Here is a 20,575-nt window from a genome sequence, read left to right as displayed (position 1 = left end):
AGCTCACCGCTCCAGCCAGCCGTCGTGGGCCTGTGCCACCTGGTCGAGTTCGCGTGGGTCACAGACACCGTCCGGGTCGTCCAGGACGACCAGCCACTGCGCGTCCTCCGCGTCGTCCTCGCCCGCCAGGGCGTCGCGGACCAGTTCCGGTTCGTCCAGCGTGGGGAAGCGGGCCGTCAGCCCTTCGGCCACCTCCTCGGCGGCGTCGCGTTCGGGAAGTACGAGTACATGGTGTCGTGCGTCGCTCACCGTCCCATTGTCCGGGACCCGGCCCCGGGCTCCCGAGGGGCCCGCCGCCTCCTCCGGACCCCGACGGGCAACGGGGCGGCGCATGGGCAGGAGCCGCGGGAACGGAGGCGACGGGACGGGGCACGAGGCCGGGCACCAGGCGGCGGAGCGGGGGTTGTCACCCCGCCGTGGGATGCTGGAGCCGATGGCCAGGAAATCCGCACAAGACGACCCGCTCGCCCCTGTCACGATCGCCGTCGGGCAGGAGGAACTGCTGCTGGACCGTGCCGTGCAGCAGGTGGTGGCCGCTGCACGGGCCGCCGACGCCGACACCGACGTCCGCGACCTCACTCCGGAGAAGCTCCAGCCCGGCACGCTGGCCGAGCTGACCAGCCCCTCGCTCTTCGCCGAGCGCAAGGTCGTCGTGGTCCGCAACGCCCAGGACCTCTCGGCGGACACCATCAAGGACGTCAAGGACTACCTCGGAGCACCGGTCGAGGAGATCACCCTCGTCCTGTTGCACGCGGGCGCGGCCAAGGGCAAGGGGTTGCTGGACGCGGCTCGGAAGGCGGGGGCACGTGAGGTCGCCTGTCCGAAGATGACCAAGCCTGCGGACCGCCTCGCCTTCGTCCGGGCGGAGTTCCGGCAGTCCGGACGTTCGGCGACACCGGAGGCGTGCCAGGCGCTCGTCGACGCCATCGGAAGCGACCTGCGGGAGCTCGCCTCGGCCTGCTCGCAGCTGGTCGCCGACATCGAGGGGACCATCGACGAGGCGGTCGTCGGCCGCTACTACACCGGGCGCGCGGAGGCGTCGAGCTTCACCGTCGCCGACCGGGCGGTCGAGGGGCGTGCCGCGGAGGCGCTGGAGGCGCTGCGCTGGGCGGTGTCCACGGGGGTGGCTCCTGTGATGATCACGAGCGCCCTCGCGCAGGGAGTCCGGGCGATCGGGAAGCTGGCCTCCGCCCCCCGCGGCGCCCGACCAGGAGACCTCGCCCGCGACCTGGGCATGCCGCCCTGGAAGATCGACCGCGTGCGGCAGCAGATGCGGGGCTGGACCGCCGACGGTGTGGCGACGGCCCTGCGGGCGGTGGCCGAGGCCGACGCCGGCGTCAAGGGAGGCGGCGACGACCCGGCGTACGCCCTGGAGAAAGCCGTCGTCACCATCGCCCGCGCCGCCGGCTCCCGCTGAACGCACCCCTCCGCCGACGGCGCCACAAGCCCCGGCAGCCCCGGGTCGGCCTCCCCGGGCCCCGGCGCGCGGAGCCGGCCTCGATCGACGACGCAGGCATCCGCCCGCGGCGCGGCGGTGATCCGCCCACTTCCGGGCAGGACGGGTGCCTCCCGCGCACAGGCCGGCACCCCCACCCACCACGGACAGGGCGACACGGCGGCGACCCGCACCCCCGGCGGACACGACGAAGGCCCCGCACCACCCGGGGAAGGGCTGGCGCGGGGCCTTCGTCGTCGAGCTGAGTTCTCAGGCTCTTGGTACCGCACCCGCGTGGCGAACGCAGGCCGCGTGCGGTACGGACCCCGGCCCGAGGCCGGGGGCGGTGCCGGAAGGAGCGGTGAGAGGGGCCGCTGTGTCCTTGCCGGTACCAGGTGGAGTCACGCGGAAGCTTGGTCCGCGAAGGTCGATCCGGAGGTTCCCGACCGGGGCCGGGGGCCGAGGATCAGCCCTTGAGGGCGGAGACCTTCTTGGCCAGGGCCGACTTCTTGTTCGCAGCGGCGTTCTTGTGGATGACGCCCTTGCTGACGGCCTTGTCGAGCTTCTTGCCCGCCTCGGCGACGGCGGCGGTGGCCTTCTGCAGGTCACCGGCCTCCACAGCCTCACGGGTACGACGGATCGCGGTCTTCAGAGAGGACTTGACAGCCTTGTTGCGCTGACGAGCCTTCTCGTTGGTCTTGATCCGCTTCATCTGGGACTTGATGTTCGCCACGAAAGAGCCTTCTCAGGTTCGTTGGTCTGCTGTCGCCTCGGAGACACCCGGAACCACCGACACCCCGGACCTGCCGGACCGCCGTCGCGTGGGGGAACCTCCGAGAGAGCACCTCGGCCGCGGGCGGCACGAAGCGCAGTGGGTCAGACTACCAGCGAGGTCCACGCCCTCCCAAACCAGGCGGCGGACGGCGCTCATGGGACGATGGGGGAGACGTACACCGGAAGACCTGTGACCGCAGTCTCACCCGAGTACCGCCCGACCGCGTTGTCTGACGTTCACTGAATGGACCCTGCGTGCCCGCGACCCCTACGAACGTGCCGGAGCCGAGCCGAACGGACCCGGCTCTCATCCGTAACTTCTGCATCATCGCGCACATCGACCACGGCAAGTCGACGCTCGCCGACCGGATGCTCCAGCTCACCGGTGTCGTCGACCAGCGTCAGATGCGCGCGCAGTACCTCGACCGCATGGACATCGAGCGCGAGCGCGGCATCACGATCAAGTCCCAGGCGGTCCGTCTCCCCTGGGCGCCCACCGAGGACAGTGGCACGACCCACATCCTCAACATGATCGACACCCCGGGCCACGTCGACTTCACCTACGAGGTCTCCCGCTCCCTCGCCGCCTGCGAGGGGTGCATCCTGTTGGTGGACGCCGCCCAGGGCATCGAGGCCCAGACCCTCGCCAACCTCTACCTGGCGATGGAGCACGACCTCCAGATCATCCCGGTCCTCAACAAGATCGACCTGCCGGCGGCCCAGCCGGAGAAGTTCGCCGAGGAGCTGGCGAACCTCGTGGGATGTGAGCCCTCCGACGTGCTGCGGGTCTCCGCCAAGACGGGCGTCGGCGTGACGGAGCTGCTGGACAAGGTCGTCCGTGACGTTCCGGCTCCTGTCGGAGTCAAGGACGCCCCCGCCCGGGCGATGATCTTCGACTCGGTCTACGACGCCTACCGCGGTGTCGTGACCTACGTGAAGGTCGTCGACGGCACGCTGAGCAAGCGCGAGCGCATCAAGATGATGTCGACCGGCGCCACCCACGAGCTGCTGGAGATCGGCACCAACTCGCCGGAGATGAAGGCCGCCGACGGCCTGTCCGTGGGCGAGGTCGGCTACCTGATCACCGGTGTGAAGGACGTCCGGCAGTCCAAGGTCGGTGACACGATCACCCGGCTCCAGGAGCCGGCGGACCAGCCGCTGGGCGGGTACAAGGACCCCAAGCCCATGGTGTTCTCCGGCCTCTACCCGCTGGACGGCTCGGACTACCCGGAGCTGCGCGAGGCACTGGACAAGCTCCAGCTCAACGACGCCGCCCTGACCTACGAGCCCGAGACCTCCGCGGCGCTCGGCTTCGGCTTCCGCGTCGGCTTCCTCGGCCTGCTGCACCTGGAGGTCATCCGGGAGCGGCTGGAGCGCGAGTTCGGCCTCGACCTCATCGCCACCGCCCCCAACGTCGTCTACGGCGTCACGATGGAGGACGGAACGGAGCACGAGGTCACCAATCCGAGTGAGTTCCCCACCGGCAAGATCGCCGAGGTGCGGGAGCCGGTGGTGCGGGCCACGCTGCTGGCGCCCAGCGAGTTCATCGGCGGGATCATGGAGCTGTGCCAGAACCGGCGCGGCGTGCTCCTCGGCATGGACTACCTCTCCGAGGACCGGGTGGAGATCCGGTACACGCTGCCGCTGGCCGAGGTCGTCTTCGACTTCTTCGACCAGCTCAAGTCCAAGACGCGCGGTTACGCCTCCCTCGACTACGAGCCCACCGGCGACCAGGTGGCTGACCTCGTCAAGGTCGACATCCTGCTGCACGGCGACAAGGTGGACGCGTTCTCCGCGATCACCCACAAGGACAAGGCCTATGCCTACGGCGTGCGGCTGGTCGCCAAGCTGCGCGAGCTCATCCCGCGGCAGAGCTTCGAGGTACCCATCCAGGCCGCCATCGGCAGCCGCGTCATCGCCCGCGAGACGGTGCGCGCCATCCGCAAGGACGTCCTCGCCAAGTGCTACGGCGGAGACATCTCCCGGAAGCGGAAGCTGCTGGAGAAGCAGAAGGAGGGCAAGAAGCGCATGAAGATGGTCGGCAGCGTGGAGGTGCCGCAGGAGGCGTTCATCGCCGTGCTCTCCTCGGACTCCTCCGGCCCGGAGACCAAGGGCAAGAAGTAGGACCCGCAGCCCGGGCCGGGGTCCGGAGCGAGGGTGAGGGCGTGGTGCCGCTACGGCGGTGCCACGCCCTTCTGCGTCAGCCCGCTCTCTCTCCGTCGGTGAAGGGACGCCGCCGGTGGCCCGTCGATGACGGGCACGGGGCGCATCGTCAACGACGGGCGCGGGTGCATCGTCACTTCGAGTGACGGTCGAGGACCCCGGTGTCGACCGCCATCCAAGGGTGTGAAGGGCCCGTGCAGAGCACAGCTATCGCCCTGGTCACATCCGTACCTGCGTGCCTGCCACCCTCTTACATGGCGGCCGGGTCGCCTCTAGTCTGATCACTGCTCGAAGGTTACTCACGAGTCACCAGCAATATGAGGCGGGCCCCGGAGGATGCCGTGACGGACACCCAGACACAGATCGAGAACCGGCCACCATCCGTGGCAACGCTCTTCCTCGAGCGGGTCGCCGCCACTCCGGACGCCGAGGCGTACCGCTATCCCGTGCCGTCCCGGGACGGCGGGAAGGACGAGTGGAAGTCGCTGACCTGGGGCGAGGCCGCCGAACGGGTCTCCTCCATCGCCGCCGGCCTGATGGCCCTCGGCGTCCGCGCGGAGGAGCGGGTGGCGCTGGCCGCCGCGACCCGCCTGGAGTGGATCCTCGCCGACCTCGGTGTGCTGTGCTCGGGCGCGGCCACCACCACGGTCTACCCCAGCACCAACGCCGAGGAGACGGCCTTCATCCTCGCCGACTCCGAGAGCCGGGTGCTGATCGCGGAAGACGCCGCGCAGCTCGCCAAGGCCCGGGAGCGGCGCGCCGAACTGCCGCACCTGTCACACGTCGTGGTGATCGAGGAGGCCGACGCCAAGCCGGCGGCGGACGACCCGGCGGACTTCGTGCTCTCCCTCGCCGAGCTGGAGCGGCGGGGCGCCGAGCACCGCGAGAAGAACCCCACCTGCGTGAAGGAGTCGGTGGCCGCACTCCGCGCCGACCAGCTCGCCACCCTCATCTACACCTCCGGCACCACCGGTCGTCCCAAGGGTGTCCGCCTCGCCCACGACGCCTGGGCCTACATGGCGGTGGCCATCGAGACCGCCGGCATGGTCACGGCCGAGGACGTCCAGTACCTGTGGCTGCCGCTGGCGCACGTCTTCGGCAAGGTGCTGACGGCAGGCCAGATCACCGCCGGACACGTCATCGCCGTGGACGGCCGGGTCGACAAGATCGTGGAGAACCTGCCGATCGTGCGGCCGACCTACATGGCGGCGGTACCCCGCATCTTCGAGAAGGTGTACAACGGCGTCGCCTCCAAGGCCCGCGAGGGCGGGGCCGCGAAGTACCGCATCTTCCAGTGGGCGGCGGGTGTCGCCCGGGAGTACGCGCGGGTCTCGCAGGACAACTTCCGGCGCACGGGCAACCGTTCGGTCCCCGCCGGGCTGGCCGCCAAGCACCGGATCGCCGACGCACTCGTCTACGGCAAGATCCGGGAGGCGTTCGGCGGCAGACTGCGCGCCGCGGTCTCCGGCTCGGCCGCGCTCGCGCCGGAGATCGGTTTCTTCTTCGCCGGCGCCGGCATCCACATCCTGGAGGGCTACGGTCTGACCGAGTCCAGCGCGGCGAGCTTCGTCAACCCCGGCGAGGCCTACCGCACCGGAACCGTCGGCAAGCCGCTGCCGGGCACCGAGGTCCGTATCGCCGAGGACGGCGAGGTCCTGCTGCGCGGCCCCGGCATCATGCAGGGCTACCACGGCCTGCCCGAGAAGACGGCCGAAGTGCTGGAGTCCGACGGCTGGTTCCACACCGGTGACATCGGCGAGCTGTCCGTCGACGGCTACCTGCGCATCACCGACCGCAAGAAGGACCTGATCAAGACCTCCGGCGGCAAGTACATCGCGCCGGCCGAGGTCGAGGGCCAGTTCAAGGCCGTCTGCCCGTTCGTCTCCAACATCCTCGTGCACGGTGCCAACCGCAACTTCTGCACCGCCCTGATCTCGCTCGACGAGCCCACCATCATGAAGTGGGCCGAGGAGCACGGCCAGGGCGGCCGCCGCTACGAGGACGTGGTGGCGAGCGACGCGGTCCGCGCGCTCATCGACGGTTACGTGGAGCGGCTCAACGAGGGCCTCCAGCGCTGGCAGAAGATCCGCAAGTTCCGCATCCTGCCCCGTGACCTCGACATCGAGCACGGTGAGGTGACACCCAGCCTGAAGGTCAAGCGCCCCGTGGTGGAGGCGAGCTTCCAGCACCTCCTGGACGAGATGTACGCCGGCACCCGCGAGGCCTGACCGCCGCCCACGGCCCGGGCGGTCCGCGTCCGCACCGCGTACCGCCCGCGCCCGGGGCGGGTGCTGCCCGCACCCGCCCCGGGCGCGGTCCTGCCCCGGCCGGCCGTCGGGCGCCGGAGTTCTCAGAGGTCCCGGACGCGGCGGGCGGGATTGCCGACGGCGAGAACGTCGGCGGGGACGTCCTTGGTGACGACCGATCCGGCGCCGATGACGCTGTTGCTGCCGATGCTCACCCCCGGGCAGACGATGACGCCTCCGCCGAGCCAGACGTTGTCCCCGAGGGTGATGGGGAGCGCGGCCTCCAGCTTGTCGCGCCGGAGCTCCGGCTCCAGGGGGTGGGTGGGTGTCAGGAGCTGGACACCAGGACCGATCTGGCAGTCCTCGCCGACGGTGATCGCCGCCACGTCCAGAGCCGTCAGGTTGTGGTTGACGAAGGTCCGGGCTCCGATGGAGATGTTGCTGCCGTAGTCCACGTACAGCGGTGGCCGCACCTCGACCTCCTCACCCACAGAGCCGAGCAGCTCGGCGAGGAGCGGCCGGGCGGCGGAGGGGTCGTCCAGGAACGCGGCCTGGTAGCGCGCGGCCAGCCGCATGGCGCGCTGCTGCCTGCCGGCGATCTCGGGATCGTCGGCGACGTAGAGGTCGCCCGCCAGCATGCGCTCCAGGTGGGTGCGCGGGTCGTTGGCAAAGTGGTCCGTCGCCATGCGAACGACACTACGTTCCCCGAGGTGCGTCCGTGCGCTCCGCCCGGGCAGGGCGCCGAAGCGGCCCGCTGCGGACCTGGTGCGCGGCCGCCGTCACCCGGTCCGCTGGAGTTTCGTGACTCTTCGTGTGCGCAAGCCGTCTGTCTGTCACTCTGGCGGAGGCGTCGCTCGGCGCCGGCGGAGGCAGCGGGGAGAGGGTGTATGAGGACGACGGCGACGTCGCAACGGAAGGTCGAAGTCGTGCGGGCATGGCCGTCCCCACGACCGGCGGCCGGCGCCCCCGTACCGGAGGAGGCCGTACGGCAACCGCACCCCACCCGCCCCGACTCCCCGCGGCGCAGCGGCGGACCCGGCGAGCCGGCTCGCGACGTCGGGGCCCCGGCGCTCCCGGACGTGCTGCCGCAGCCCGTCCCTCAGACCCCGCCCCGGCCGGCCGCCCCACCGGACGCACGCACCAGCCTGCCCGGAGACCCGGGAGCCGCCGCGACGGCGCGGCGGTTCGTCCGGGACCGTCTCCGGCAGTGGCGGGACGAGGGCGTCCACGGCGCCGACGGTATCGACGAGGTCCTGGTCGACGAGGCCGTACTGCTGGTCAGCGAGCTGGTGACCAACGCCGTCGTCCACGCCGGCACGGGCGTCGACGTCCGCTGCCACCTCGCCCCGCCGACCGCACCGCCATCGGCGGCCGACACCTTCGGCGAGACCGCGGACCGCGCGCCGCAGGACGGCGGGGCCGGGGGCCGGGAGGGCTCGGCCTCGCCCGCCACGGTGACCGTCGAGGTCCGCGACCACCACCCGGCGCGCGCCGTGCGGGGCCACGAGGAGTGGGCCGGGACGGAGGCCGCCGGCGGCCGGGGGCTCCACCTGGTCGGCGCGCTCGCCGAGGCCTGGGGCATCACCTACAGCCGCGCCTCCAAGACCGTCTGGTTCCGGATGGTGGTGACGCCCCGGCTGCCACCGGCGGCCTCCCCCCTCACCACCCCCGACCTCGCCACGCCGGCCCTCCCCGCCGCCGGCCATCCGGACCGCCCCGGTACCACCGCGCCGTCCGGGCGGTCGGCGACGGCCACCGCACCCCAGCCGCTCGGGCCCCCTGCCGCTGCCGCCACCGCACGCGGGGACTCCCTCGACGCATGGCGGGCGGAGGCGCGCCGGGGCCGGAACACCTACGGCACCGGATCATGGACCCCCGGGCCCCTTGAGCCCTTCGAAGCACCCGGCAGCGACACGACGCCGTCCCGACCCGCCACCACCGCCCCCGACGGCCACGCAGCACCGGCCTCCTCACACCCGGCCCCGCCGGACCAGGCCGCCCCGGACCCGGTCGCCACCGTGTCCCCGGCAGCCGCCGTAGCCCCGTCCCGCTCCGAGCGGGCGAAGGCACCGGCCGACCCGGGCAGGCCCCCGCTCGCGACCGGCACCGCCACGGCGTCGGCCCCGCCGACGGCGGGGTGCGCCTCGCGGCGGGAGACGCAGTGGCCCGACCACGGCACCCTCTCCTTCCTCGCGGAGGCCTCCGACCTTCTCGGCGGCCAACTCGACGCCGACCAGGTCGCAGCCCTCACCGCCCAGCTCCTGGTCCCCCGGGTCGCCGACTGGTGCGCCGTCTGGCTGGACGACGCGGGCCCCGGCCCGCACGCGGAGGGCACCGCGATGCGCGAGGAGAGCGGACCGGCCTCCCGCCTGGCCCGGGTGTGGCACGCCAACGAGAGCCGCACCGACGCCCTGCGGGCCGTCCTGGAGAAGACGCCACCGACCCTCGCGGCACACGGCCACCCCCTCCCCACCGGCAGCGCGGCGGCCCCCGTCCCCTGGTCCTGGCCCGAGGGGACGAGCCACCCCGACGGGTCGGACGGTGCGGCGCTGGCCTGCGCGCTGGTCGCCGGAGGCCGCTGCCACGGCACGCTGATCATGGGGCGCTCCGGACTCGGCCGCTTCCCCGGCGCGGTCCTCGGGCTGCTGGAGGACCTCTCCCGCCGGGTGGCCAGGGCCCTGGCCACCGCCCACGCCTACTCACGTCAGGAGCGCATCAGCCGTGTCCTGCAACGCCGGCTGCTGCCCAAGGGCCGCCCCGCGGTGCCCGGCATGGAATCGGCCGTGGTCTACGAACCCCGGGAGGGCACCTGGGCCGGCGGCGACTTCTGGGACCTGTTCGAGGCGGACCGGGACCGCTGGTGCTTCGCCCTGGGCGACGTCTGCGGCAGCGGCCCGGAGGCCGCAGCCGTCACCGGCCTGGCCCGCCCCGTCCTGCGCCTCCTGGCCCGCGAAGGCTTCGGCGTCGCCCACGTGCTGGACAGGCTGAACAAGACCATGACGCGCGAGGCCGCCGACTCGGTCATGGCCGTGGCGGCGGCCGTGGCGGCAGCCGACGCCACCCGGTCCGAACCCGTCATGGGGCTGCGGGACGAGGACGAGCAGACCCGCTTCCTCTCCCTCCTCTACGGGGAGATCCGACCCCTCCAGGGCGGCGAGCGCGGCGTGCGCTGCACCCTCGCCAGCGCCGGCCACCCGCTGCCCCTGGTGCTCGGGACGGACGGCCGGGTCCGGGTGGTGGCGGCGCCGCAGATGCTGCTGGGCGTTGTCGAGGACGCGGTCTACAGTTGCGAGTCCTTCGACCTGAAGCCCGGCGAGACCCTGTTGTGCGTCACGGACGGGGTGACCGAACGCCGCTCCGGCCTGACCCAGTTCGACGACCAGGACGGCCTCTCCGCGGCGCTGGCCGCCTGCGCCGGCCTGTCGGCGGAGGACACCGCGGAGCGCATCCGCCGCACCGTCCACGACTTCGCCACCACCCCGCCCGACGACGACCTCGCCCTCCTCGTCCTGCGCGCCCTGCCCCGCCCCGCCACCTGCTGAGCCGAGCGGGGGCCGGACCCGGACCGCCGGGAGCCCGACGGCTCCCGGCCCGGACGCCGGGGGCCGGGCGCGCACCGGGCCGGAGCCCGGAAGCCGGGCGGGGGCCGGGCCCGGCCGGTTCGGGTCCGCGATGCCGGACAATGGGGGAATGCCTTCCGCCCTGCCCGACGGCGAGCCCGTGCCCGTGGACGGGTCCCTGCCCGCCCACGCCCTGCGAGACGCCGCCCGGCGCCCGCTGGGCTTCTACCTCCACGTCCCGTACTGCGCCACCCGCTGCGGCTACTGCGACTTCAACACCTACACCGCCGCCGAGCTGCGCGGCTCCGGCGGCGCCCAGGCCACCCAGGAGACCTACGCCGACAACCTCGTCGAGGAGGTGCGGCTCGCCCGCAAGGTCCTCGGCGACGCCCCCCGGCCGGTGCAGACGGTCTTCGTCGGCGGCGGCACCCCCACGCTGCTGCCCGCCTCCCACCTCGGACGGATGCTCGCCTGTGTGCGGGAGGAGTTCGGCCTCGCCGAGGACGCCGAGATCACCACCGAGGCCAACCCCGAGTCGGTCGACCCCGGCTACCTGGCCGAACTCCGTGCGGCCGGCTTCAACCGGATCTCCTTCGGCATGCAGAGCGCCCGCCGGCACGTGCTGCGCGTCCTGGACCGCACCCACACCCCCGGCCGCCCCGAGGCCTGCGTCGCCGAGGCCCGCGCCGCCGGCTTCGACCACGTCAACCTCGACCTGATCTACGGCACCCCGGGGGAGAGCGACGAGGACTGGCGCGCCACCCTCGACGCCGCCCTCTCGGCCGGCCCCGACCACGTCTCGGCGTACGCCCTCATCGTCGAGGAGGGCACCGGCCTGGCCCGGCGCATCCGCCGCGGCGAGGTGGAGATGACCGACGACGACGTCCACGCCGACCGCTACCTCATCGCCGAGGAGGTGCTGGGGGCCGCGGGATACCAGTGGTACGAGGTGTCGAACTGGGCCCTCACCCCCGCCGCCCGCTGCCGCCACAACGAGCTGTACTGGACCGGCGCCGACTGGTGGGGCGCCGGCCCGGGAGCCCACAGCCACGTCGGCGGCATCCGCTGGTGGAACGTGAAGCACCCCGCCGCCTACGCCCAGGCGCTCCAGGAGGGCCGCACCCCCGGGGCCGGCCGCGAGGTGCTGGGAGCGGAGGACCGCCGGGTCGAGCGCATCCTGCTGGAGCTGCGCCTCTCGGCCGGCTGCCCGCTGGAGCTCCTCGCCCCCGCCGGCGCCCGCGCCGCCCGCCGCGCTCTCGACGACGGCCTCCTGGAACCCGGCCCCTACGCCGAGGGCCGCGCCGTCCTGACCCTGCGGGGCCGGCTGCTGGCGGACGCCGTGGTCCGCGACCTGGTCGACTGAAGGCGTCCCGCCCGCCCCGGACCACCCGGGCGGGCGGGACGCTCACACCCCGCCCGCCTCCGGCGCGGTCACGAAGTCGATCAGCTCCTCCACGCGGCCCAGCAGCGCGGGCTCCAGATCGCGGTAGGAGTGCACGGAAGCGAGGATGCGCCGCCAGGCCGCCCCGGTGTTCTCCGGCCAGCCCAGGGCCCGGCACACGCCGGTCTTCCAGTCCTGGCCGCGCGGCACGGCCGGCCAGGCGGGGATGCCCACGGAAGCGGGCTTCACCGCCTCCCAGACGTCGATGTAGGGGTGGCCCACGACCAGCGCGTGCTCCCCGGTCACCGACGCGGCGATCCGGGACTCCTTCGAGCCGGGCACCAGATGGTCCACCAGCACGCCGAGCCGCGCGTCCGGCCCCGGGGCGAAGGCCGAGACGATCGCCGGCAGGTCGTCGACGCCCTCCAGGTACTCCACGACGACGCCCTCGACCCGCAGGTCGTCGCCCCAGACCCGCTCCACCAGCTCCGCGTCGTGCCGTCCCTCGACGTAGATGCGCCCGGCGCGCGCCACCCGGGCCCGCGCGCCCGGGACGGCGACCGACCCCGAGGCGGTGCGGGCCGGTGCCGTGGGGGCGGTGCGCCCCCGGGGCCGTACCAGGGTCACGACCCTGCCCTCCAGCAGGAAGCCCCGCGGTTCCAGGGGGAAGACGCGGTGCCGGCCGAAACGGTCCTCCAGGGTCACCGTCGGGCCCTGCGCGGTCTTCTCGCACCGGATGACCGCACCGCAGAAGCCCGTGGTGACCTCCTCCACGACCAGGTCCGGTTCCGCCTCGACCTCGGGGGCGGGCTGCCGCTTCTTCCACGGCGGCGTCAGGTCGGCGTCGTACGATCTGCTGCGCATGGGGCAGACGATAGGAACGGCGCGCGCGTCAACTCCGCGACACGCCGAAGCGCCGTGCGAGGGTGTCACGTTGCTCACGGACGAAACGGGCATCGACCACCCGCCCGTGCCCCGGCACGTAGTGGGCGTGCTCACCGCCCAGCGACAGGAGCCGGTCCAAGGCCGCCGGCCACCGGGCGGGCACCGCGTCCGGGCCCGCCTGCGGCTCCCCCGACTCCTCGACGAGGTCGCCGCAGAACACCACCGCCGGGTGCCCCTCCCGCTCCGGGACGACGACGGCGAGATCGTGCGCGGTGTGCCCCGGGCCGACGTTGGCCAGCAGCACCTGACGGTCACCGAGGTCGACGGTGAGGGTGTCGCTCACGCCGTGGCCGGGGACGACGGGCGCCGCCGCGGCCTCCTCGACCGCCTCGTGCGGCATCCCGTGCGCCCGCGCGTCGCGCAGCAGCTCCTCCCGCCCGTGGCTGAGCGCCTCCGCCGCCCCCACCGCCGCGTACACGGCCACCCCGCCCGCGTCCTGCGGCCGGTCGCCGGTGAACGCCGCGGCGCCCAGCACGTGGTCGAAGTGGGGGTGGGTGAGGGCGAGGTGCGTCACCGGGCCGCCGACGATCGCCGTCACCTGGTGGGCCAGCGCGCCGCCCTCGGCGAGGGTGGCGCCGGCGTCCACCACCAGGAGCCCGGTGGCGCCGGCCACGGCGCCCACCGTCTCGTCCCAGCCGGGCAGCCGTCGCCTGCCCACTCCGTCACCGATCCGTTCCCAACCGGCCTCTTCCCACGTGGTCCGCATGGGGCGACGCTAACGCCGGGAGCGCCGTGGACCGAAGGCCCGCGCCGCACGGCCCGGGCACGGGCGGTCCCGACCGGGGCCGGCCGCACGCTAGGGTGTCGGCCCGCGCCCGACCGGGCGCCGCGCGGGGGCGGGCCTCAGCGGGCCGCTGCCCCGGTCGCTCTCCCGCCCGGGCGCGAACGTCGGCGCCCTTGCCCTGCCTGTGTACTCCGGCCGTACACTGGGTCGGGGTCTGGCACTCGGATGGAAGGAGTGCCAGGAACGGTGAAACCACGACAGAGGTCCAGGCCGGAGCGGAGGTGCGCGGGATGCTGAGTGAGCGCAGGCTCGAGGTGCTGCGTGCCATCGTCCAGGACTACGTCGGCACCCAGGAGCCGGTCGGTTCCAAGGCCCTCACCGAGCGGCACAGTCTGGGCGTGTCCCCGGCCACGGTGCGCAACGACATGTCGGTGCTGGAGGAGGAGGGCTACATCGCGCAGCCCCACACCAGCGCCGGGCGCATCCCCACGGACAAGGGGTACCGGCTCTTCGTCGACAAGCTGGCCGGCGTCAAGCCGATGACCTCGCCCGAGCGGCGCGCCATCCAGAACTTCCTGGCCGGCGCGGTCGACCTCGACGACGTGGTGGCCCGCACCGTCCGGTTGCTGGCACAGTTGACGCGGCAGGTCGCCGTCGTGCAGTACCCCTCGCTGACCCGCTCCACCGTCCGCCACGTCGAGCTGCTGTCGCTGGCCCCGGCCCGCCTGATGCTCGTGCTGATCACGGACACCGGACGGGTCGAACAGCGTATGGTCGACTGCCCGGCGCCGTTCGGCGAGGCCTCGCTGGCGGACCTGCGGGCCCGGCTGAACAGCCGGGTGGTGGGTCGCCGCTTCACCGACGTCCCCCAGCTCGTGCAGGACCTCCCGGACTCGTTCGAGGCGGAGGATCGGGGTACCGTCTCGACGGTCCTCTCCGTCCTCCTGGAGACCCTGGTGGAGGAGACCGAGGAACGGCTGATGATCGGCGGCACCGCCAATCTGACGCGTTTCGGGCACGACTTCCCCCTGACCATCCGGCCGGTGCTGGAGGCGTTGGAGGAGCAGGTCGTGCTGCTCAAGCTCCTCGGTGAGGCGAAGGACCCCGGCATGACCGTCCGCATCGGACATGAGAACGCTCACGAGGGACTGACTTCCACGTCCGTCGTGGCGGTCGGCTACGGTTCGGGCGACGAGGCGGTCGCCAAACTCGGTGTGGTCGGACCGACCCGCATGGACTACCCCGGAACGATGGGAGCGGTACGCGCAGTGGCACGTTACGTCGGACAGATCCTGGCGGAGTCGTAAGTGGCCACGGATTACTACACGGTCCTGGGCGTCCGGCGCGACGCCTCGCAGGACGAGATCAAGAAGGCTTTCCGGCGGCTGGCGCGTGAGCTGCACCCGGACGTGAATCCGGACCCCAAGACCCAGGAGCGGTTCAAGGAGATCAACGCCGCCTACGAGGTGTTGTCGGACCCGCAGAAGAAGCAGGTCTACGACCTCGGCGGCGACCCCCTGTCGCAGAACGGCGGCGGAGGCGCGGGCGGCTTCGGCGCCGGCGGCTTCGGCAACTTCTCCGACATCATGGACGCCTTCTTCGGCACGTCCCAGCAGCGCGGCCCGCGATCCCGCACCCGCCGCGGCCAGGACGCCATGATCCGGCTCGACATCGAGCTGCACGAGGCCGCCTTCGGCACCACGAAGGACATCCAGGTCGACACCGCCGTGGTCTGCACCACCTGCAGTGGTGAGGGCGCCGCCCCCGGCACCTCCGCGCAGACCTGCGACATGTGCCGCGGCCGGGGCGAGGTCTCCCAGGTCACCCGGTCCTTCCTCGGCCAGGTCATGACCTCGCGGCCCTGCCCGCAGTGCCAGGGCTTCGGCACGATCGTGCCCACGCCCTGCCCGGAGTGCGCCGGCGACGGCCGGGTCCGCTCCCGTCACACGCTGACGGTGAAGATCCCGGCGGGTGTGGACAACGGCACCCGCATCCAGCTCGCCGGGGAGGGCGAGGTCGGCCCCGGCGGCGGCCCGGCCGGCGACCTCTACGTCGAGATCCACGAGACGGCCCACCCCGTCTTCCAGCGGCGCGGTGACGACCTGCACTGCACGGTCACCATCCCCATGACGGCGGCGGCCCTGGGCACCAAGTGCCCGCTGGAGACGCTGGACGGCATGAAGGACGTCGACGTGCGGCCCGGCACCCAGTCCGGCCAGTCGATCCCGCTGCACCAGCACGGTGTCACGCACCTGCGCGGCGGCGGCCGGGGCGACCTGATCGTCCACGTGGAGGTGCAGACCCCGAGCAAGCTGGACGCCGAGCAGGAGGAGCTGCTGCGCCGCCTGGCCAAGCTGCGGGGTGAGGAGCGGCCCACCGGCCAGTTCCAACCGGGGCAGCAGGGCCTCTTCTCGCGGCTGAAGGACGCCTTCAACGGCCGCTGACGCCGCCCACCGCACGGACGAACGCGCCGCCCGGGACCCTCGCCACGAGGACCCCGGGCGGCCGGCGCGCCGGTGCGATGTGATCTACGCGGCACCGCCGTCGACTCGGTGCGCCGCAGCGGGCGTGACACGATACGCACATGCCTCTCGCGCTCACCGATCTGTGCCGCCACCCGATCGTGCAGGCCCCCATGGCCGGCGGGCCCTCCGGGCCCGAACTGGCCGCCGCCGTCGGCGAGGCGGGCGGACTGGGGCACCTGGCCGCCGGCTACAAGAGCGTCGACGCCATGCGCGAGGAGATCCGCGAGCTGCGGGGCCGCACGACCGCCGCCTTCGGCGTCAACCTCTTCATGCCGCAGCCCTCCGCCGGCGGCGCGGCCGACGCGGTCGCCGCCTACCGCGACCGGCTGGCCCCCGAAGCGGCCCGCCTGGGCGTCGAGTTCGGCGACCCGGACGGCTCCACCGACGACGCCTACGAGGCCAAGGTCGACGCCCTCCTCCAGGAGCGCGTCCCCGTGGTCTCCTTCACCTTCGGCTGCCCCTCCCGCGCGGTCCTGGACGCCTTGGCCGAGGCCGGCACCCGCACCGTGGTGACCGTCACCTCGCCCGCCGAGGCGCGCGCCGCCCAGTGGTCCGGCGCGGACGCCGTCTGCGTCCAGGGCTTCGAGGCCGGCGGCCACCGCGGCACGCACACCGACGACCCGGCCGAGGACGGCACCGGCTCCCCGCTGGGCCTGCTCTCCCTGGTCGCGCAGGTCCGCGAGACGGTGCAGCTCCCGATCATCGCGGCGGGCGGCCTGATGCGCGGCGCCCAGATCGCGGCGGTGCTGGCCGCCGGTGCGGACATGGGCCAGCTCGGCACGGCGTTCCTGCTCTGCCCCGAGTCGGGCGCCAGCGCGACCCACCAGCAGGCCCTGACCAACCCGGCCTACACCCGCACGGCCATGACCCGCGCCTTCTCCGGCCGGCCGGCCCGCGGCCTGGCCAACCGCTTCCTCACCGAGCACAGCGACCACGCGCCCGCCGCCTACCCGGCCGTCCACTACCTGACCTCCCCGCTGCGCAAGGCCGCCGCGAAGGCCGGTGACGCCGACGGGCTCCACCTCTGGGCGGGCCAGGGGTTCCGGCAGATCCGCAAGCTGCCGGCCGGGCAGTTGGTGCGCACCCTCGCCGGCGAACTGGCAGCGGCCCGCGAAGCCCTCGCCGGCCGCGCCCCGCAGCCGGCCGCCGGGCTCCCCGGCGCGCCGTTCTCCGCCCGCGACACCGCCCACCGCCCGTGACCGCCCCCGTCTTCCTCGCCGAGGGCCTCGCCGCCGCCCGGCCCGGCGCCACCGTCTCCCTGGACGGGCCCGAGGGCCGGCACGCGGTGTCGGTGCGCAGGCTGCGCGTGGGGGAGGAGCTCGTCCTCACCGACGGCGCGGGCACCGGCGTCCACGGCACCGTCACCGCCGTCTCCGGCAAGGACCACCTGGACGTCGAGGTCACCGCGGTCCGTACCGAGGAGGCGCCGGCCCCGCGCATCACCGTCGTCCAGGCGCTCCCCAAGGGCGACCGCGGCGAACTCGCCGTGGAGACCATGACGGAGACCGGCGTCGACGCCGTCGTTCCCTGGCAGGCCGCCCGCTGCGTCACCCGCTGGAAGGCCGAGCGCGGCACCAAGGCGCTGGCCAAGTGGCGTGCCACGGCCCGGGAGGCGGGCAAGCAGTCCCGCCGGCTGACCTTTCCGCATGTCGCCGAAGCCGCCACCACCGAGGACGTCGCCCGTCTGCTGGCCGGAGCCGATCTCGCCGCCGTCCTCCACGAGGAGGGCAGCACCCCGCTGGCCACCGCGCCCCTGCCCGAGTCCGGCGAGATCGTCCTGGTGGTCGGCCCCGAAGGCGGAGTCTCCCCCGAGGAGTTGACCACCTTCGCCGAGGCCGGCGCCCACCCCTACCGCCTGGGCCCGTCCGTGCTCCGCACCTCCACCGCGGGCACGGCCGCCGCGGCGCTGCTGCTGGGGCGGACGGGGCGGTGGGGGTGAGCCGGGCGCTCCGGCAGCAGTTGAGGACCGCATGAGCGAGGTGGCCGGGAACCCGCGCCGCAAGGGAGAAGCGGCAGTGTCGGGCGTCGGATCCCTTGCGGCCTTCATCGCCACGGGAAGATTCTGCGGGCTGGGAATCGGGTCAAGCCTGGCCGAGGTCGACCAGGCAGTCCGCGTGGACTGCATCGAGGAAACGGATGCGGTGAGCTCCTCGCTCCGGCGGGACTACGGGCTGGTGGAGGTCTACTTCGCCGAGGGACCCGAGTGGGCCGTCACGGGCATGATGCTCGAGCAGCACAGGCTCGCCTTCCACCCGGAGCTGCTCGCACAGTGGGGTGACGGGACGGGGGTTCTCCTTCCGCGCCACGTCACCTGGGAAGAGCTGCGGAGGCACCTGTCGCGCACCCCGCACCCCCCGGGTCTGGAGTGCATCAGCCAGGGCGAGTACGTGGAATACCGTGCAGCCGGAACCAGGGTCTCCGTCATCGTGCTGGACGGCCACGAGGAGTACGGGGACCGGCCCAGGCCGGGAGACGTGTTCAGCATCAGCCTGGGCTGACCCCGCACACCTGGCACCGCACGCAGGACGAACGCGGCCCCGAGGGCGGAAGTCGGAGCCCCCCCCGGCAAAAAGCCACCGCCCCCCGCGCCCGACGGCACGAGAGGCGGTGGCGTGGAAGCGGAACGCTCAGACCAGCTGCGCGTCCAGCGTGATGTCCTTGACCCCGGCCAGGGCCTGGCTCACCGGGCAGTTGGCCTTGGCGTCCTGGGCGGCGGCTTGGAACTCCTCCTCGGAGAGGCCCGGCACCGAGGCGCGGACGGTCAGCCTGATGCCGGTGATGCCCTCACCCGGCTGGAAGGTGACCTCGGCCCGGGTGTCCAGGGAGGAGACCGTGTGGCCCTTGCCGGCCAGGCCGTGCGAGAAGGCCATCGAGAAGCAGGAGGAGTGGGCCGCCGCGATCAGCTCCTCGGGGCTGGTCCGCCCGTTGGGGGCCTCGGCGCGGGAGGGCCAGCTCACGTCGTAGGTGCCGATGCCGGAGGAGTCGAGGGAGACGTTCCCCTTGCCCTCGAGGAGATTGCCTTCCCAGTGGGTCGTGGCGGTACGTGAGGTTGCCATGGGTGGTCTGCTCCTGTGGTGAGCGGATCTACGGACTTCGTGCCGGTCCAGCTTAGGGGTCCTTGCCATATGCCCGCCCGGGTCGCGTGGTCTGGTGTCGCACCTCGCAGCGTTGCCGAAAAGCCCTAGTAGCTCCGCTACGAGGACTCTCCGGCGCCTTGCGATGCACGGCGCCAGACCACGCGACCTCATCGGACGCTCATATGGCAAGGACCCCTTAGCGAGGAGCGGGCCCGCCCAAGGGTGCCCGCGGCTCGCCGACACGCGCTCCGGGCGGGCCGCGACCAGGGGTGTCCGCCGGGCCCGTCCACCGGGTGGGGGACCCGGTCCGCGGGGCCGGGACGATACGATCCGATTCCGTGTCAGCGCAGGTCCGCGAGGGCCGCGAGTTCTCATGGGAGGAGCCGCAGTGGCGACAGAAGCCCAGGCGGACTGCCTGTTCTGCAAGATCGTGACAGGTGACGTTCCGGCGACCATCGTGCGGGAGACCGAGACGACCGTCGCCTTCCGCGACATCAACCCCCAGGCGCCCACGCACGTGCTGGTGATCCCCAAGGTGCACCGGCCGGACATCGCCGCCCTCGCCGCCAGCCACCCGCAGATCGCCGCGGACGTGCTCACCACGGCCGGCGAGGTCGCGGCCATGGAGGACCTCGTCGACTCGGGTTACCGCGTGGTGTTCAACACCGGGTCGGGCGCGGGCCAGACCGTCTTCCACGCCCACGCGCACCTCCTCGGCGGCCGTGGCCTGAACTGGCCCCCCGGGTAACCGCCGTGTCCCCCCGGGAGTTCGTCGTCCTCGGCAGCGCCAGCCAGGTCCCGACCCGCCGGCGCAACCACAACGGCTACCTGCTGCGCTGGGACGACGAGGGCCTGCTCTTCGACCCCGGCGAGGGAACGCAGCGGCAGATGACGCTGGCCGGGGTCGCCGCGCACGACGTCCACCGCATCTGCGTCACGCACTTCCACGGGGACCACAGCCTCGGCCTGGCCGGCGTCGTCCAGCGGATCAACCTCGACGCCGTCCCCCACCCCGTCACCGCCCACTACCCGGCCAGCGGGCAGCAGTACTTCGAGCGGCTGTGCCACTCCACGGCCTACCGCGAGCGGGTCACCCTGCGGCAGCAGCCCGTGTCGGGGGAGGGGGCCACCCTCGTCGAGGCCGGGGCCTTCACCCTCACCGCACGCCGCCTCTCCCACCCCGTCGAGGCCTACGGCTACCGGCTCGACGAACCCGACGGCCGCCGCATGCTGCCCGACCGGCTCGCCGCCCGCGGCATCACCGGGCCCGACATCGGCGTCCTGCAACGCACCGGACGCCTGAAAGAGGTGCGCCTGGAGGACGTCAGCGAGGTCCGCCCCGGACAGAGCTTCGCCTTCGTCATGGACACCCGGCTGTGCCCCGCCGTCCACGAGCTGGCGCACGGCTGCGACATGCTCGTCATCGAGGCCACCTTCCTGGACCAGGACGCCGCCCTCGCCGAGGAGCACGGCCACCTGACGGCGGGCCAGGCCGCGGGCGTGGCCCGCGACGCCGGCGTGCGCCACCTCGTCCTCACCCACTTCTCGCAGCGCTACACCGACCCCGAGGACTTCCGGCGCCAGGCCCGCGACGCCGGCTTCACCGGTGAGCTGACCGTCGCCGAGGACCTCCTGCGCGTCCCGCTGCCCCGGCGCCGCGGCTGAAGCGCGGGCCCGCCCACTGGGGCGCCCGGGCCCGCCCCTGCCTGCGCCTTCGCCACCCGCCCGCACCCCGCCGCCCGGAC

Annotated in this window: 18 protein-coding genes; 12 read left to right on the top strand and 6 right to left on the bottom strand. The window is 73.4% G+C overall.

The window, feature by feature from the left end:
* Nucleotides 1-3: 3 nt before the first annotated feature.
* Nucleotides 4-249, bottom strand: coding sequence for a hypothetical protein (locus tag ACFV3R_RS03030; RefSeq protein ID WP_385574441.1), 246 nt, complete (start codon nt 247-249; stop codon nt 4-6).
* 184 nt (nt 250-433) lie between these two features.
* On the opposite strand from ACFV3R_RS03030, the gene holA reads away from it, so the two are divergent.
* The gene (gene holA / locus ACFV3R_RS03025; protein ID WP_385574438.1) at nt 434-1,417 is read left to right on the top strand and encodes a DNA polymerase III subunit delta; all 984 of its coding nucleotides are present in this window, start codon (nt 434-436) and stop codon (nt 1,415-1,417) included.
* Between the two features lie 484 nt (nt 1,418-1,901).
* On the opposite strand, the gene rpsT is transcribed toward holA, so the two are convergent.
* On the bottom strand, nt 1,902-2,168 hold the full coding sequence (rpsT, locus tag ACFV3R_RS03020) for a 30S ribosomal protein S20 (RefSeq protein WP_385574436.1): 267 nt from the start codon (nt 2,166-2,168) through the stop codon (nt 1,902-1,904).
* Between the two features lie 296 nt (nt 2,169-2,464).
* Between rpsT and lepA the strand changes: the two genes are divergently transcribed.
* On the top strand, nt 2,465-4,333 hold the full coding sequence (lepA, locus tag ACFV3R_RS03015) for a translation elongation factor 4 (protein WP_385574434.1): 1,869 nt from the start codon (nt 2,465-2,467) through the stop codon (nt 4,331-4,333).
* Between the two features lie 380 nt (nt 4,334-4,713).
* Entirely contained in the window at nt 4,714-6,600 is a 1,887-nt protein-coding gene (locus ACFV3R_RS03010; RefSeq protein ID WP_385574432.1) for an AMP-dependent synthetase/ligase, read from the top strand.
* A 122-nt stretch (nt 6,601-6,722) separates the two neighbouring features.
* Here the strand turns inward: ACFV3R_RS03010 and ACFV3R_RS03005 are convergent, their stop codons facing one another.
* On the bottom strand, nt 6,723-7,304 hold the full coding sequence (locus ACFV3R_RS03005) for a sugar O-acetyltransferase (RefSeq protein ID WP_385574430.1): 582 nt from the start codon (nt 7,302-7,304) through the stop codon (nt 6,723-6,725).
* Nucleotides 7,305-7,505: 201 nt separating this feature from the next.
* On the opposite strand from ACFV3R_RS03005, the gene ACFV3R_RS03000 reads away from it, so the two are divergent.
* Nucleotides 7,506-10,160 (top strand): SpoIIE family protein phosphatase, encoded by a 2,655-nt coding sequence (locus ACFV3R_RS03000; protein WP_385574427.1) that lies wholly within the window; start codon nt 7,506-7,508, stop codon nt 10,158-10,160.
* 148 nt (nt 10,161-10,308) lie between these two features.
* The gene (gene hemW, locus ACFV3R_RS02995; RefSeq protein ID WP_385574423.1) at nt 10,309-11,541 is read left to right on the top strand and encodes a radical SAM family heme chaperone HemW; all 1,233 of its coding nucleotides are present in this window, start codon (nt 10,309-10,311) and stop codon (nt 11,539-11,541) included.
* A gap of 42 nt (nt 11,542-11,583) precedes the next feature.
* On the opposite strand, the gene ACFV3R_RS02990 is transcribed toward hemW, so the two are convergent.
* Entirely contained in the window at nt 11,584-12,423 is an 840-nt protein-coding gene (locus ACFV3R_RS02990; protein ID WP_385574420.1) for a DUF3097 domain-containing protein, read from the bottom strand.
* Between the two features lie 28 nt (nt 12,424-12,451).
* A complete protein-coding gene (locus ACFV3R_RS02985) occupies nt 12,452-13,210 on the bottom strand; it encodes an MBL fold metallo-hydrolase (RefSeq protein WP_385574417.1) in 759 nt (252 codons plus the stop codon).
* A 308-nt stretch (nt 13,211-13,518) separates the two neighbouring features.
* Between ACFV3R_RS02985 and hrcA the strand changes: the two genes are divergently transcribed.
* The 5 genes from hrcA (at nt 13,519) to ACFV3R_RS02960 (ending at nt 18,251) form a co-directional block, all read left to right on the top strand.
* Nucleotides 13,519-14,535 (top strand): heat-inducible transcriptional repressor HrcA, encoded by a 1,017-nt coding sequence (gene hrcA / locus ACFV3R_RS02980; RefSeq protein ID WP_385574414.1) that lies wholly within the window; start codon nt 13,519-13,521, stop codon nt 14,533-14,535.
* Nucleotides 14,536-15,672 carry a molecular chaperone DnaJ gene (dnaJ, locus tag ACFV3R_RS02975; RefSeq protein WP_385574411.1) on the top strand — a complete coding sequence of 379 codons (1,137 nt, stop codon included), beginning with the start codon at nt 14,536-14,538 and terminating at the stop codon, nt 15,670-15,672.
* Nucleotides 15,673-15,812: 140 nt separating this feature from the next.
* Entirely contained in the window at nt 15,813-16,952 is a 1,140-nt protein-coding gene (locus tag ACFV3R_RS02970; RefSeq protein WP_385574408.1) for an NAD(P)H-dependent flavin oxidoreductase, read from the top strand.
* Nucleotides 16,949-17,692, top strand: coding sequence for a 16S rRNA (uracil(1498)-N(3))-methyltransferase (locus ACFV3R_RS02965; protein WP_385574405.1), 744 nt, complete (start codon nt 16,949-16,951; stop codon nt 17,690-17,692). The genes ACFV3R_RS02970 and ACFV3R_RS02965 overlap by 4 nt, the downstream gene beginning before the upstream one ends.
* Before the next feature lie 31 nt (nt 17,693-17,723).
* Complete coding sequence (locus ACFV3R_RS02960) at nt 17,724-18,251, top strand: hypothetical protein (RefSeq protein WP_385574402.1); 528 nt, start codon at nt 17,724-17,726, stop codon at nt 18,249-18,251.
* A 129-nt stretch (nt 18,252-18,380) separates the two neighbouring features.
* On the opposite strand, the gene ACFV3R_RS02955 is transcribed toward ACFV3R_RS02960, so the two are convergent.
* On the bottom strand, nt 18,381-18,809 hold the full coding sequence (locus tag ACFV3R_RS02955) for an OsmC family protein (protein WP_385574399.1): 429 nt from the start codon (nt 18,807-18,809) through the stop codon (nt 18,381-18,383).
* 409 nt (nt 18,810-19,218) lie between these two features.
* On the opposite strand from ACFV3R_RS02955, the gene ACFV3R_RS02950 reads away from it, so the two are divergent.
* Both ACFV3R_RS02950 and ACFV3R_RS02945 read left to right on the top strand, forming a co-directional pair.
* Nucleotides 19,219-19,578 (top strand): histidine triad nucleotide-binding protein, encoded by a 360-nt coding sequence (locus tag ACFV3R_RS02950; RefSeq protein ID WP_385574395.1) that lies wholly within the window; start codon nt 19,219-19,221, stop codon nt 19,576-19,578.
* A gap of 5 nt (nt 19,579-19,583) precedes the next feature.
* Nucleotides 19,584-20,495, top strand: a complete 912-nt coding sequence (locus ACFV3R_RS02945; protein WP_385574393.1) for a ribonuclease Z — start codon at nt 19,584-19,586, stop codon at nt 20,493-20,495.
* Nucleotides 20,496-20,575 lie beyond the last annotated feature (80 nt).

This window comes from Streptomyces sp. NPDC059740 (assembly GCF_042733155.1).
GTDB lineage: Bacteria > Actinomycetota > Actinomycetes > Streptomycetales > Streptomycetaceae > Streptomyces.
This window is presented reverse-complemented; position numbering and strand designations above follow the sequence as displayed.